This is a genomic window from Kribbella sp. VKM Ac-2568 (assembly GCF_004345365.1).
In the GTDB taxonomy this organism is placed as follows: Bacteria; Actinomycetota; Actinomycetes; order Propionibacteriales; family Kribbellaceae; genus Kribbella; species Kribbella orskensis.
The window spans coordinates 324,000-336,335 of the sequence record NZ_SLVF01000005.1 but is presented as its reverse complement, the minus strand read 5'-3'; the positions used below and the strand labels follow the sequence as shown (position 1 = coordinate 336,335).

Annotated in this window: 18 protein-coding genes; 12 read left to right on the top strand and 6 right to left on the bottom strand. The window is 67.9% G+C overall.

Features of this window, described 5'->3' with window-relative positions:
• Window positions 1-7 precede the first annotated feature (7 nt).
• Window positions 8-1,243 carry an NAD(P)/FAD-dependent oxidoreductase gene (locus EV648_RS16145; RefSeq protein ID WP_132291434.1) on the top strand — a complete coding sequence of 412 codons (1,236 nt, stop codon included), beginning with the start codon at window positions 8-10 and terminating at the stop codon, window positions 1,241-1,243.
• 11 nt (window positions 1,244-1,254) lie between these two features.
• Here the strand turns inward: EV648_RS16145 and EV648_RS16140 are convergent, their stop codons facing one another.
• Window positions 1,255-1,461 (bottom strand): three-helix bundle dimerization domain-containing protein, encoded by a 207-nt coding sequence (locus tag EV648_RS16140; protein ID WP_132291431.1) that lies wholly within the window; start codon window positions 1,459-1,461, stop codon window positions 1,255-1,257.
• Window positions 1,462-1,541: 80 nt separating this feature from the next.
• On the bottom strand, window positions 1,542-2,429 hold the full coding sequence (locus EV648_RS16135) for a hypothetical protein (RefSeq protein WP_132291429.1): 888 nt from the start codon (window positions 2,427-2,429) through the stop codon (window positions 1,542-1,544).
• A 205-nt stretch (window positions 2,430-2,634) separates the two neighbouring features.
• Between EV648_RS16135 and EV648_RS16130 the strand changes: the two genes are divergently transcribed.
• Both EV648_RS16130 and EV648_RS16125 read left to right on the top strand, forming a co-directional pair.
• Window positions 2,635-3,540: a hypothetical protein gene (locus tag EV648_RS16130; protein WP_241995239.1), complete on the top strand. Its 906-nt coding sequence runs from the start codon at window positions 2,635-2,637 to the stop codon at window positions 3,538-3,540.
• Window positions 3,541-3,563: 23 nt separating this feature from the next.
• Window positions 3,564-3,959 (top strand): type II toxin-antitoxin system VapC family toxin, encoded by a 396-nt coding sequence (locus EV648_RS16125; protein ID WP_132291423.1) that lies wholly within the window; start codon window positions 3,564-3,566, stop codon window positions 3,957-3,959.
• Window positions 3,960-3,969: 10 nt separating this feature from the next.
• Here EV648_RS16125 and EV648_RS16120 read toward each other — a convergent pair whose 3' ends face one another.
• The 3 genes from EV648_RS16120 to EV648_RS16110 all read right to left on the bottom strand — a co-directional run bounded on the left by EV648_RS16120 (window position 3,970) and on the right by EV648_RS16110 (window position 6,520).
• Entirely contained in the window at window positions 3,970-4,212 is a 243-nt protein-coding gene (locus EV648_RS16120) for a hypothetical protein (RefSeq protein WP_132291420.1), read from the bottom strand.
• A 114-nt stretch (window positions 4,213-4,326) separates the two neighbouring features.
• Window positions 4,327-5,289 (bottom strand): N-acetyltransferase, encoded by a 963-nt coding sequence (locus EV648_RS16115; RefSeq protein WP_132291417.1) that lies wholly within the window; start codon window positions 5,287-5,289, stop codon window positions 4,327-4,329.
• A 112-nt stretch (window positions 5,290-5,401) separates the two neighbouring features.
• Complete coding sequence (locus tag EV648_RS16110; RefSeq protein WP_132291414.1) at window positions 5,402-6,520, bottom strand: NAD(P)/FAD-dependent oxidoreductase; 1,119 nt, start codon at window positions 6,518-6,520, stop codon at window positions 5,402-5,404.
• Between the two features lie 222 nt (window positions 6,521-6,742).
• On the opposite strand from EV648_RS16110, the gene EV648_RS16105 reads away from it, so the two are divergent.
• The 9 genes from EV648_RS16105 (at window position 6,743) to EV648_RS16075 (ending at window position 11,345) form a co-directional block, all read left to right on the top strand.
• Entirely contained in the window at window positions 6,743-7,237 is a 495-nt protein-coding gene (locus tag EV648_RS16105) for a DUF1269 domain-containing protein (RefSeq protein ID WP_132291410.1), read from the top strand.
• Window positions 7,238-7,415: 178 nt separating this feature from the next.
• Window positions 7,416-7,778: a hypothetical protein gene (locus tag EV648_RS43230; RefSeq protein WP_199234640.1), complete on the top strand. Its 363-nt coding sequence runs from the start codon at window positions 7,416-7,418 to the stop codon at window positions 7,776-7,778.
• 99 nt (window positions 7,779-7,877) lie between these two features.
• Window positions 7,878-8,039, top strand: coding sequence for a hypothetical protein (locus EV648_RS43225; protein WP_199234639.1), 162 nt, complete (start codon window positions 7,878-7,880; stop codon window positions 8,037-8,039).
• A 146-nt stretch (window positions 8,040-8,185) separates the two neighbouring features.
• A complete protein-coding gene (locus tag EV648_RS16100; protein ID WP_132291407.1) occupies window positions 8,186-8,749 on the top strand; it encodes a hypothetical protein in 564 nt (187 codons plus the stop codon).
• Complete coding sequence (locus EV648_RS16095; protein ID WP_132291404.1) at window positions 8,746-9,351, top strand: RDD family protein; 606 nt, start codon at window positions 8,746-8,748, stop codon at window positions 9,349-9,351. The genes EV648_RS16100 and EV648_RS16095 overlap by 4 nt, the downstream gene beginning before the upstream one ends.
• Window positions 9,348-9,728 (top strand): SHOCT domain-containing protein, encoded by a 381-nt coding sequence (locus tag EV648_RS16090; RefSeq protein WP_132291401.1) that lies wholly within the window; start codon window positions 9,348-9,350, stop codon window positions 9,726-9,728. The genes EV648_RS16095 and EV648_RS16090 overlap by 4 nt, the downstream gene beginning before the upstream one ends.
• A gap of 92 nt (window positions 9,729-9,820) precedes the next feature.
• Complete coding sequence (locus EV648_RS16085) at window positions 9,821-10,495, top strand: GAP family protein (RefSeq protein ID WP_132291398.1); 675 nt, start codon at window positions 9,821-9,823, stop codon at window positions 10,493-10,495.
• A 134-nt stretch (window positions 10,496-10,629) separates the two neighbouring features.
• On the top strand, window positions 10,630-10,854 hold the full coding sequence (locus tag EV648_RS16080; protein ID WP_132186792.1) for a hypothetical protein: 225 nt from the start codon (window positions 10,630-10,632) through the stop codon (window positions 10,852-10,854).
• Between the two features lie 32 nt (window positions 10,855-10,886).
• Window positions 10,887-11,345, top strand: a complete 459-nt coding sequence (locus EV648_RS16075; RefSeq protein WP_132291395.1) for a GNAT family N-acetyltransferase — start codon at window positions 10,887-10,889, stop codon at window positions 11,343-11,345.
• Window positions 11,346-11,467: 122 nt separating this feature from the next.
• Here EV648_RS16075 and EV648_RS16070 read toward each other — a convergent pair whose 3' ends face one another.
• A complete protein-coding gene (locus tag EV648_RS16070) occupies window positions 11,468-12,181 on the bottom strand; it encodes a GAF and ANTAR domain-containing protein (protein ID WP_132291392.1) in 714 nt (237 codons plus the stop codon).
• Window positions 12,182-12,336 lie beyond the last annotated feature (155 nt).

The following is a 12,336-nucleotide window of genomic DNA, read 5'->3' as shown; positions in this document are numbered from 1 at the left end:
GGTGATCATGAACAAGGAATCCACCTACGTCATCGTGGGCGCGAGTCTGGCGGGCGCGAAGGCGGCCCAGGCTTTGCGGGAGCAAGGCTTCGCGGGGCGGATCGTCCTGATCGGCGACGAGAGTGAGCGCCCGTACGAGCGCCCCGCGTTGTCCAAGGGCTACCTGCTGGGCAAGGACGAAAGAGCGAAGATCTACGTCCACGAAGAGTCCTGGTACGACGAACACCAGGTGGAACTGCTGCTCGGCAGACGCGCGACGAGGCTGGACCGCGCTGCTCACGAGGTGGAACTCGACACCGGCGAACGCATCGGCTATGCGAAGCTGCTGCTGGCGACAGGGTCGTCACCACGCCGGCTGCGGCTGCCGGGCGCGGAACTCGACGGCATCCACTACCTGCGCCGGGTCGGGGACTCGGACCGGCTGCGCGAGGCGATTCGGGCCGGCGGCCCGATCGTCGTCGTGGGTGCCGGGTGGATCGGCCTGGAGACCGCGGCGGCGGCTCGGGAGTACGGCTGTGACGTGACCGTCCTCGATCCGCAGCCGGTACCTCTGCTCGCTGCGCTCGGGACTGAGATGGGCGCGTTCTTCGCCGGGCTCCATCGGCGCAACGGTGTCGATCTGCGGCTGAGTCACAACGTGACGGCGTTCCAGGGGACCGAGCGGGTGACCGGCGTGCTGACCGAGGACGGCAGCGAGTTCGCGGCCGACGCGGTCATCGTGGGGATCGGCGCGAGCCCGAACATCGAGCTTGCCGAACAGGCCGGCCTGTCCTGTCACAACGGAATTGTCGTCAACGAGTTGCTGTGCACCGACGACCCCGACATCTACGCGGTCGGCGACGTGGCGAATTCGTACCATCCCTTCTACAGCGGGCATCTGCGGACCGAACACTGGGACAACGCGCTGAACGGCGGACCCGTCGCCGCGAGGGCGATGCTCGGTCAGCAGGTCGCCTACGACCGGCTTCCCTACTTCTTCACCGACCAGTACGACGTCGGGATGGAGTTCACCGGGTGGATCGGACCGGACGGCTACGACCGGCTGGTCGTCCGCGGGGATGTCGAGGGCAAGGCGTTCCACGCGTTCTGGTTGGCAGATGACCGGGTGATGGCGGGGATGCAGGTCAACCTGTGGGATGACGGCATCGCGCCGGTCCAGGAATTGATCCGTGGCAGGCAACAGGTCGACCCGGATCGGCTCGCGGACACGTCAGTCCCCCTGACCGCCCACGTCCTGGTCTAGCGGCTGGGGGCTTAGCCGGCGGTTGTCAGGGTGCGTAGGCGGTGCCTGGCGGAGCGCTCGACGAACAGCGGGACGAAGTCGCGGATCGGGTTGCCTTCGAACTCGGGGCGGCTCTCGGCCACGGCGCGTTCGACGGTGGCGGGTGAGAGGCCGGGGAATGCTTTGATGAGTCGCTCGACGGCCTCAGCGATGGCACGGTCTTCCTCGGAGCGGTTCATGTTTCTACCGTTGCTCTGCTGGTGCGGTGGCGCAATACCGAGACCGAAGAGTTCACGTGCCACGGCCGGTGTCGACGGTCTTATCGCTGCTCCCAGTGGTTGGTCGGTGGCGCGACGCGTTCGATTGCGCGGACAGCCGGGGCAAGTCGCGCGGGATGCCAGACGGCCCGATCGGCGAAGGACCAGGCATAGGTGGGGCTGCCTTCGCGGATGCACTCGAGGAGAGCCGGCTCGGCGAGTTGCTGGGCGGACCATCCGTAGAGCTGTTGCAGCCGGGGTCTGACGAGACCGTAGTCCAGAATCTGGCCGATGTTGCGCTCCGCGGCGACGTACGCGGCGACCTCGTCGCCGAGCGGATAGCGGTCGGGAAGAACCCGCGACAGCGACACGAAAACTCCGGGGATCCAGAGTCGGGGATCGCCGAGAAGCGGTCCGAGGGACGCGAGTCGGCCGAGGGCGAGACGTGGCGCCTCGACCAAGGCATGCGCGTAGAGGACCCGCAGCAGTACGACGTTCAGAAAGAACCGCTCGGGACGGCTTTCGGCGTCCGCCAGGTCACGATGGTCGAGGTAGGCGGAGGTGATGCTGGCGTTGTGTGCCTGGTACCACGTGCCGGCGGTTGGGTCAGAGACGAACGCCATCCACTGCTCGACGGCGTGGGACGACGGAGTACCGCTCAATCCGCCGCTGCGGGCGACGGCCTCGCAGCCATCGCGCAGCAGTCGCTCGTTGACCGCCCGCCACCATGGACTACCTGGAGGGTCTGCGGTCAGTGGCGCCAGAACGCCACGGTTGATCTGCCAGCGGATGAAGCTCATCGCCGACCGGCGGAAGGGTAGGTGCCGAGGTGCCCGGCCGGTCGGTCCGCGGTACGTGCGAGCGATCAGCTCAAGACGAGCCGCCGGTTGATCCCGCACGGCCTCGACCTGACGGAGCGCCCACTCCGCTGCGGTTTCTCCGGAGCTCACGACCTGATCATCGGGCAGAGCCCGGCCGGGTGTCGACAGCAGTCAGCCCTGGAGACGGACTATCCGCCGCGGGCGGCCCGCGCCGTACGTCCTCGACGTCGACATCTGCGCGGCGTACCACATCGCTGTCTTCTGGGAGCTGGGTTAGCGACCGCTCGCGGGCTAGTCTCCCGACCTGGAGTGAAGCCTGGGGATGGGAGCAGCCGTGGCTGTCGTGGAGTGGTTGCTGGACTCGGATCCGTCGATCCGCTGGCAGGTCATGCGCGACCTGACCGATGCTGGGGACGAAGCGGTCGCGGCCGAGCGTGCCCGGGTTGCGGTGGAAGGCTGGGGCGCCCAGCTGCTCGCGTTGCAGGAACCGGACGGCCGGTGGGGTGGCGGGACATACTTCCCCAGCTGGACTTCAACGGCGTGGACCCTGTCGCTCCTGCGCAACCTCGGCCTCGACCCGCGGAGCGAACCAGCCCGGCGCGCGGTGGTTCCGGTGCGCGAGAACGCCAAGTGGGAGTACGACGACCTGCCGTTCTTCGACGGCGAGGTCGAGCCGTGCATCAACGGTCTGGCGGTGGCGCTCGGGTCGTACTACGGCCAGGACGTGCGGGTGATCGTCGACCGGCTCCTGGGCGACCAGCTGAGCGACGGCGGGTGGAACTGCGAGCAGGAGCGCGGCTCGACCCGAGGGTCCTTCCACAGCACGATCTGCGTGCTCGAGGGTCTCCTCGAGCACGAGCGCGCGACGGGCGTCACCCCGGAACTGACGGCCGCGCGCCTGCGGGGCCAGGCGTACCTCGTCGAGCGCCGCCTCCTCCACCGGCTGTCCACCGGCGAGGTGATCGATCCGGACTGGTCGCAGTTCTCCTTCCCGACGTACTACTTCTACGACGTACTCCGCGCCCTCGACTACCTCCGCGATGCGTCCGCAGTACCGGACGAGCGCCTGGAAGAGGCCGTCGCACTGGTCGAGAAGAAACGCACCGACGACGGCCGCTGGCTCCTGGAGAACCGCCACCCGGGCGAAACCCAGCTCGACCTCGACGAATCTGAAGGCAACCCCAGCCGTTGGAACACCCTCCGGGCTCTCCGTGTACTCCGCTGGTACGACCAGCGCTGACGTCAGCTAGAGAGGTGACAGCTATGGCGAGGTACGTGATCGGTCCTGACGTCGCGCTTCGCTTGGCCGGTGACGAGGCTGTGATCGCCGCTGAGCATCAGCTTCTGGCGCCGACGCTTCTTCGCTCACAGATGCTGTCGGCCCTGTACAAAGCCGTACGCGATGGTGAGCTGACCAAGAAGGAGGCAGGTCGCCGGCTCAACTATGTGCGTGCGTTGCGACTCCGGCTGCTCGGAGACCGCGTCCTTCAGAGCGTCGCCTGGAAGATCGCTGATCAGCTCGGGTGGGCTGACACCCTCGACGCGGAGTACGTCGCACTGACGCAACTGCAGGCGGACGCGTTCATCACACTCGACGAGGAGCTCAGCCGCGCAGTGAAGGGAGTCGTGCCCCTGGCCTCTATCGAGGTGCTGTTCTAGCCGGCGTCCCTCAGGATTCGTGGGGGTCGTTGCCGTAGGCGAGGTCGACGGCGATGTCGAAGCTTTCACCGTCCGGCTGGACCAGTGGCTGGGCGACGTCGATCCCGAGGTCGAACCCGACCTCCTCCTCGGCCTCGGCGAGAGCCTCTTCACCTTCCGGTAGGCCGAGCTCAGGGATCGCCTCGACCGCGGGCAGGTGCCCCCTCCCGACCTCGAGGTGCAGCGGACCCTGCTCGTGCTCGTCACCACTCATCGACCTGTTCTCCTCAGCACCCGACGGCCCAGTACCGCGAACCTAGAACACCTTCCTGACCAACTGGTGAACAACCCGGCGCAGCCCAGGGTGGCCGACTGGGCTGCGTAGACGCTAGGTGACTGGAATGACGCTGCGCCAGCCGTCGAAGACGAGGGTGGGGGCCATGCCGACCGACAGGTAGAGGCCGAGGGCCGGGGTGGGGTTGTTGGTGTCGACGTGCAGGATCGTGCCGGCTCGCCCATCGGTTGCATCGCGGGCGAAGGCGTCGCGCAGCAGGAACTTCGCCAGACCACGCCCACGGAACTCCTCGAGGACGACGAGCGTGCCGATGTAGCCGGAGTTCTCTGGCTCGACGAACCCGTCGTTGCAGATGCGGACGGCAACTGCCCGCCCGTCGACCTCGAGCAGGGTGAACTGGGACCAGTCGAAGGTAGAACTGGCCTCGAAGTACTCGATCCACTCGTCGTGCGGGCGAGGAGTGAAGTTGTACTGGCCGCTGAAGCACTCGATGACGATCTCGTGAGCTGTCCTGCGGGTGGCGTCGTCGTACGCACCGCGGCGTACGACGACGCCTGTGGGTGTCTCCGGGGTGGCAACCGGTCGGGTGTGATCGATCCGCATCTGGTGGTACGTCGTACCGGTGGTGAAGTCCTGGTCGGCCAGCAGAGTGCGCAGTGATTCGTCGGCGCGGAAGACGCAGATGTCGACGGTGATCTCGGCATGGCCGCCGTCGCGGCCCATCTCCTGGGCGCGCCGCAGCGTCCGGTCGAAGAGCCAGGCAGCGATCTTCGGCTGCTGCGACGCCACCTCGATCTCGATCGCTTTCCGGTCACCCTTGGCGAAGGCGGTTCCGTAACCGACCGGCAGACCGTCTGCGGCGAGCACCAGGAAGCCGTCGGTCTCGCGGTCGAAGCCGGGCTCGACGAGGTGGTCGGCGACGCTGTTCAGAGTGCAGTCGGCGACTCCGGCGACTGCCGTGTTGTAGGCCGAGATGAGATCGAAGATCCCCTCGGCATCGTCCGGCTCAGGAGCCCGGATCGTGTACCCGTCCGGTAGTACATCAGCGGCCTGCATCAGAGTCACTGGCGTGCCAGCGCTCTCGCAGTTGGTCTCTCGATCGATCCTTTTGGTCTCATACCTTGATCGATGCGGCCTACGCCCCAAAGGTTGCGGTCCGGCAGACGCGTCAGTCCGACGGGTGCTTGGCTGTTTGGGGTGTTCTGGCGGGCTTTGGGCGGTGGGCGAGGTGGTGGGTGATGTAGCGGGCGTCTCTGGGGGTGCCGCCGATCAGGGGGGAGGCGGCTGTGGAGAGGAAGAAGAGGCCGGTGAAGTAGAGGCCGGGGTGGGAGGGGACTACGCCGCGGGTGTGCTTCGGCTTGCCGTCCTGGTCGAGGACAGGCAGGTCCATCCAGTGGAAGTCGGGGACGAAGCCGGTGCACCAGATCACGTTGGCGACGTCGTGGACTCTGCCGTCGGCGGTCATTGGCAGGCCGTCGCGTACTGCGGTGACGCGGGGCAGGCGCTCGATCCCCGCTCGGGTGAGATCCCGGCGCCTGACTCGTGCGAGAGGGAGTCCTCGGTTGGAGAGTTGGTCTCTGGCCTTTCGGCCGATCGGAGTGCGCACGGTGAGCACGTGCGAGAGCAGGAACCAGAACGGCGGCGTGAGGAATCGATCCAGGAGAGCCCCGGCGCGGAGCGGCTCCTGACCCGTGTCCCGTCCGGCCAGCCAGGTCTGGTGCTCCGCTGAGGCTTCGACGGCGATCTCGGCACCCGAGTTGCCGGCGCCGACCACCAGGACACTGCCCTGCCGGAGCTGCGAAGGGTTTCGGTACTGGCTCGAATGGAGCTGAAGGATCTCCCGATCGAGCTCAGCGGCGAAGGCGGGGATCCGCGGCGCCTGATAGCCGCCCGTTGCCACGACCACGTTGTCTGCGTAGTACCGGCTCAGCCCGGAGGTGACGACGTACCGGTCGTTCTCGCGCCAGAGACCGTCCACGCGAGTCCCGGTGCGGACAGGAAGCCGGAAGCGGGTTGCGTACGACTCGAGGTAGTCGGCCACCTCCTCCTTGGCCGGGTACGACCAGCCGGGCGCGGGGAAGGCCCAACCGGGCAGCCCGTCATAGCGAGCGGGTGTGAAGACCCGCAGGGAGTCCCATCGGTTGCGCCAGGGGTCGCCGAGCCGCTCGCCGCCGTCCAGGATGACAAAGGACTGGTCTTGCTTCGCCAGGTAGTACCCGACGGCCAGGCCGGCCTGACCGCCGCCGATGACCACGGTCTCGAAGCGTTCGGAGCTGGTAGCCGTCATGGGAGCCCTCCACCCAGGACTGGCCCGGGCCGTCGTTGCTCAACTGGATCTGACGGCTTCACGCTAGGAAGTACTGCGGCGCCCTCGCATCGGCAGAACCATCCAACGCAACCCGGCGGCATGGTTAGTTCTACCCACGCGTCACCCAGTCGGGGTGAGGCGAGCGCGTTGGCGTGGCAGGAGCCTGGGACTGATCACAGGTGCGTGCGATGGGAGTGGGCGATGGCGACACTGACGGTCTGGAAGTTCGCGAGCTGGGACGGGGCCAATCAGGCGATCGCCACCTTGGAGGCGTTGGCGAAGCAGGAGCTGATCAAGGTGCATGATGCCGCGTCGGTGTCGTGGCAGCCGGAGGCGCGGAGGCCCAAGACCCGGCAGTTGCGCAATCTGACCGGAGCCGGTGCGATCGGTGGGATGTTCTGGGGAATGCTCTTCGGGATGATCTTCCTGATGCCGCTCGCGGGTGCTGCCATCGGAGCTGCCTCGGGTGCGCTGGCGGGGTCGCTGGCCGATGTGGGGATCGACGACGAGTTCATCAAGGCTGCGCGCGATCAGATCACCCCCGGGACCTCGGCGCTCTTCCTGATGTCGAGTGACGTGGTTCAGGACAAGGTCAGGGACACGTTCCAGGCGACCGGGCTCCAGAAGCCGCAACTCATCCAGTCCAACCTGTCGGACGAGCAGGAAGCCGCCCTCCGCGAGATGTTCGCCAGCTGATACGACTGCTCAATGGTCCGCCTGAGTGCCGGTTCGTTCACTCTCGGTGCCGGTGTACTGCGTGGTCGGCGCGGCGGCGAATCTCAGTACTCGGGACCGATGGCTGACCCCTTCCGGGGTGGGCCGGGTGAGTGCCAGTATGCGAAGGACGGTTGCTAGAGGAAGCGTGCGTCGATCGATGAGCCTGGCAAGTTATACGACGTTGTCGATCACGGCGATCGGCATGGCCGAAGGCTGGGACGGCCTGCGCGGGATCGCGACCGTTCGCTGGGAGTGCCCGTCCGGTGACTCCGAGGAGAGTTCGGCCGACGACCTCATCCGCTGGCTGAGCACCGGCGGCGGCCGCGCCTATGTCCAAGCGCCAGACGGAACTCGGGGGCCGAAGGTCTTCGTCGCCGGCGTCGATTCCCACCGCTACCTGTGCAGCAACCCTGACGACGAATCCGCCGACGCGTTGCTGGACCTGCCGCGGTTCTGGCAGGTCGTCCACAGTCATCGAGGCCCCAACCACCGTCGCCCAGGGCTGTTCCGCTCGCGCTGAGGGGGCCGTCAGCAACAATCCGGAGACGGGCCGCACCAGCCTAGGCGGGGTCAGTGCGTCAGCTGCGAGGTCTCCTGGGCACGAGGGGTCTGCACGGGAGTGCCCGACTTGGACCGGCGCCTCGTTCCGCGGCGAGGGCTCGGCGTGTCCTCGACGTACGACCCGGCCTCCTTCGCCCTCGCCCGCGCCGCGGCCGCCGTCCGGGCCGGCGTCGCCGGCGTCCTGAACGGCCTGACCGGAATCGTCATCTGGCTGGCCTAGCCCTGAGTCACCCGTGACGGGTGGTGAGGCTGGTTCCTGGTGACGGCGTCGCCCGCCGGGGGTGATGCGGTGGGGGCCGCAGCGGCCGTACGGTCCACCTCGCAGCCCGCGTCGAGCCGGGACCGGACGGACAGGAGGGAGCACTGATGAGCGCTCCGGCCGAATCGTCGGGTGGTCCTGGCCAGTTACTCGGCCGGCTCGCGGGCAAGGTCACGGGCCGGGTCGTCGAGACGGTGCAGCCGGACATCATCCTCCAGCACGTCGATGTCGACGCGCTCGTCGACCGGATCGACATCAACCGGCTGCTGGCGAAGGTGGACGCGAACCACCTGCTGGATCGGATCGAGGTCGACCGGCTGATCGACCGGATCGACCTCGAACACCTGATCGACCGGATCGACATGGACCGGCTGATCGACCGGATCGACATGGAGCGGCTGATCGAGCGCATCGACCTCAACCGCATCCTCGCGACCGTGGATCTCGACGCGCTGCTGCAGGACGTGGATCTCGAAGGGCTGGTGCAGCGATCCGGAGTACCCGACATCGTTGCCCAGAGCACCAGCCGGGTGGCCGGCTCGGCGCTCGACCTGGCCCGCAGGCAACTCGCCGGGCTGGACGCGGTACTCGCCAGGGTGGTCAACCACCTGCTGCGCAGGGACACGCCGTCGCAGCCGTCGGCACCGCCGCTGCTTCTGGAGGAGGCATGAGCGGACGCCTCACCATCACCGGTCATTACGCGGGCGCCGTGAGCAGGGCCGCGGCCGCGGTGCTCGACGTACTGATCGTGTTCGCGTCCTTCACGCTCGGGCTGGCGGGGCTGGATCTGCTGACCACGGCCTTCCTGGACAAGTCGATCAAGGAAGACTCGTCGGGACCCGCGGCGACGGTGGCCCTGCTGGTCTGGGCCTTCTGTTACGCGTTCGGCTGTCTCGCGATCACCGCGCGAACACCGGGCAAAGCAATCGTCGGGCTCAGGGTCGTGCGGGCCGACGGCGGAACGGTTCGGCCCCGCCGGGCCTTCCTGCGCGTCTGTGTCTTCCCGCTGAGCGTGCTGCTGCTCGGTCTCGGGTTCGTCCTGATCGTGTTCCAGCGTGAGCATCGCGCGCTGCACGACCTGATCGCCGGGACCGCGGTGGTCTACGACTGGGGTGAACGGCCCGCCGAGCTCCCCGGCCCGTTGTCCGACTTCCTGATCCGAGCCAACGCCACGGGCGACTCGGCCGAACTCCCGCGCACGACGCGCGGCGAGCTGTTCAACTCGTCGCCGACCGCAACTGATCGGCGCGACAGCGAAGGGATGCAGTCATGAGTTTCTGGGACATCATCTGGTTCATCATCGTCAGCTTCGCGTTCATCGCGTACCTGATGGTGCTGTTCAACATCCTCACCGACCTGTTCCGCGACAAGGACGTGTCGGGGTGGGTCAAGGCGATCTGGGTGATCTGCCTGATCATCTTCCCGTTCCTGACCGCCCTGGTGTACCTGATAGCGCGCGGACGGGGCATGGCCGAGCGTCAGTCGGCGGCGTGGGGAAGTGCGAGGGCCGCGCAGGACGAGTACATCAAGTCGGTCGCCGGGAGTTCGGCGTCGCCCACGGAGCAGATCGCGAAGGCGCAGGAGTTGCTCACCGCGGGCACGATCACGCAGGCCGAGTTCGACACCTTGAAGGCGAAGGCCCTCGCCTAGCGCCGGGAGAGCCGTACTCATCCATGCGGGGTGAGGGATGAGTACGGCCGGCGAGCGAGGGTGGACTCGAGTCGGCCAGGTCGGAGGCAAGCATGGGCGAGGCGATCGGGCAGGCGCTGCCGCTGGCGATCGGGGTGGCACTCAGCCCCGTGCCGATCATCGCGGTCGTCCTGATGCTGACCACACCACGGGCGAGGTCCAACGGGATCGCGTTCGTGGTCGGCTGGCTGCTCGGGCTCGGCGTGGTCGGCGCGATCGTCCTGGCCGTCGCGAGCCCGGCCGACGCGAGTGAGAACGGCGAGCCGGCGACCTGGGCCAGTTGGCTGAAGCTCGTGCTCGGGCTGCTGTTGCTGCTCGTCGCGGTGCGGCAGTTCCGGGGCCGCCCGCACGAGGGCGACGAGGCGCCCCTGCCGAAGTGGATGGGCGCGATCGACAAGTTCGGTCCCGGTCAGGCGCTGGGCGCCGGTGCCGTGCTGGCCGGCCTCAATCCCAAGAACCTGCTGCTGGCCGTCGCCGCCGCCGTGGCGATCGCGCAGACCGGGATCAGCGGCGGTGAGCAGGCCGTCGCCTACGCGACGTTCGCGGTCATCGGCAGCCTCGGCGTCGGGGCGCCGGTGGTCCTGTACCTCGCGATGGGCGAGCGGTCGGCCGATCTGCTGGGTCGGCTCAAGGCGTGGATGGGCCACAACAACGCCGTCATCATGTCCGTGCTCTGCCTGGTGATCGGGATGAAGCTGGCCGGCGACGCGATCACCGGCCTGACCTGAGCGGGCCTCCCCCGGAGTGGGTGAGCAGAGCCGGTCCCGCCGCGCCTGTCGTTGGTCCCCCGAGACGGATGATGCTTGCCGGCCTCAGGCGGATCAGAGTCGGTAGTAACGGGCCTCTGGAAAGGGGGCATCGCATGGGCCACTACGTGATCCGTGTCAAAGGTCGGCTGTCTCGTGAGCTGACGGACGCGTTCCCCACTCTGACGGCCGACTCCGAGCCGGCCCAGACCGTCCTGCATGGCGACCTGATCGACCAGGCGGCCCTCGCCGGCCTCCTCAACCACCTCGACATGCTCGGCATCAACATTCTGGAGGTGACCCAGGTCCCCTCACCCCAACCCGAACCTCCGGAAGACTGATCTGCGCGCGCCGGGCGTGCGATCGTGGGCCGATGAGCGCTGTGATTCGTACTGCGACGCCCAGCGACCTCCCCGCTCTCACGGCCCTGCGGTGGAGGTGGGCGCGCTCGGAGAGAGTCGCCCGGCCCGACGAACTGCGGGAGTTCGGATCCGCCCTCGGCCAGTGGATGGCGGAGCGGGGAGACACGTCCGTCTGCAAGCTCGCCGTCCTGGAGGGCGAACTGGTCGGCATGGCCTGGCTCGAGGTGTTCGACCGCGTCCCCAACCCAGGTGACCTGCACCGGCTGTCCGGCGACGTGCAGAGCGTCTTCGTCGTGCCCGAGCATCGCGGCCACGGTCTCGGCCGACTTCTCATGGAAGCGATATGCCAGACCGCCGACGACCTAGGCATCCGGAAGCTCACGGTGGACGCGAACGATGCCGCCCTCCCGTTCTACGCCCGCCTCGGCTTCACCCGCTCCCACGTCCTCCTCCAACGCGAGCGCCTCTGACGGCGGGGTAAATCGGTGGCGACCGTTCGGCGGGTCGGCGCAGGATGGTCGGTCCCGCATCGCCAGTGGCACACCGATGTGGGCGTCGACCTGCCGGCCGACGAGTAACAGACGGCTGATCGCTACTTGGCCGGCGGAGGCAGCGAGCGGCTGCTGATCAGTTGGTCGGCGATGCTGCGGAGCTTGACGTTGTAGTCCTGGGAGTAGCGGCGGAGGACGCTGAAAGCGCCGCGTTCGGTGAGGTTGTGGCGCTCCATCAGGATGCCGATCGCCTGGCCGACAACTGCACGAGCTTCCAGGGCCTCGGCCAGTGTCTCCTCGTTGCGGGCGTAGGCCACTGCCACCGTCGCGTGCTGGCAGAGGATCTGCGCCAGCGCCTCGTCGTACGCGGTGAAGGCGCCGGGATCGGCGCTGTAGAAGCTCAGTACTCCGATGGTGCGGGTCTTCGTCAGCATCGGGTGGTGCAGCACCGTGCCGATGCCCCGGCCGGCGGCGCGCTCGGCCCAGCCCGGCCAGCGCGACTCCGCGCGGGTGTCGTCGACCAGGACCGGTTCCGAACCTTCGGCGGCCTCGATCAGTGGACCGCTCCCGGCGTCGATCTGCAACTGGTTGAGCTCGGCGACCACGGGATTCGTGACCTCGGCGACGCGCAGGTTCTTTCGGCCGCCGGGTCCGACCAGCACGATGCCGGCGTCGGTGCACTTGAAGGCGGCGACGGCGAACTCGAGCACGGTCCCGACGGTCGGCTCGACCCCGGCGGCGTCCTCCAGGTCGATGGCCAGCTCGCCGAACACCTCGGCCAGGTCGACCGCCGTCGCGTCTCTGGTATCGGTCACGAAACACCTCCGAGCATCTCTCGTCCACACCCCGGACCCCGTCGGTCCGACCTGGTTCAAGTTTGACCGATACCCCCTGAACCACCAGGGTCGAAGGCCCTGAACTTGTGCAGCGAGCCTGCACCACCACCTCGCCGTACGGCGGTCCGGGGTCC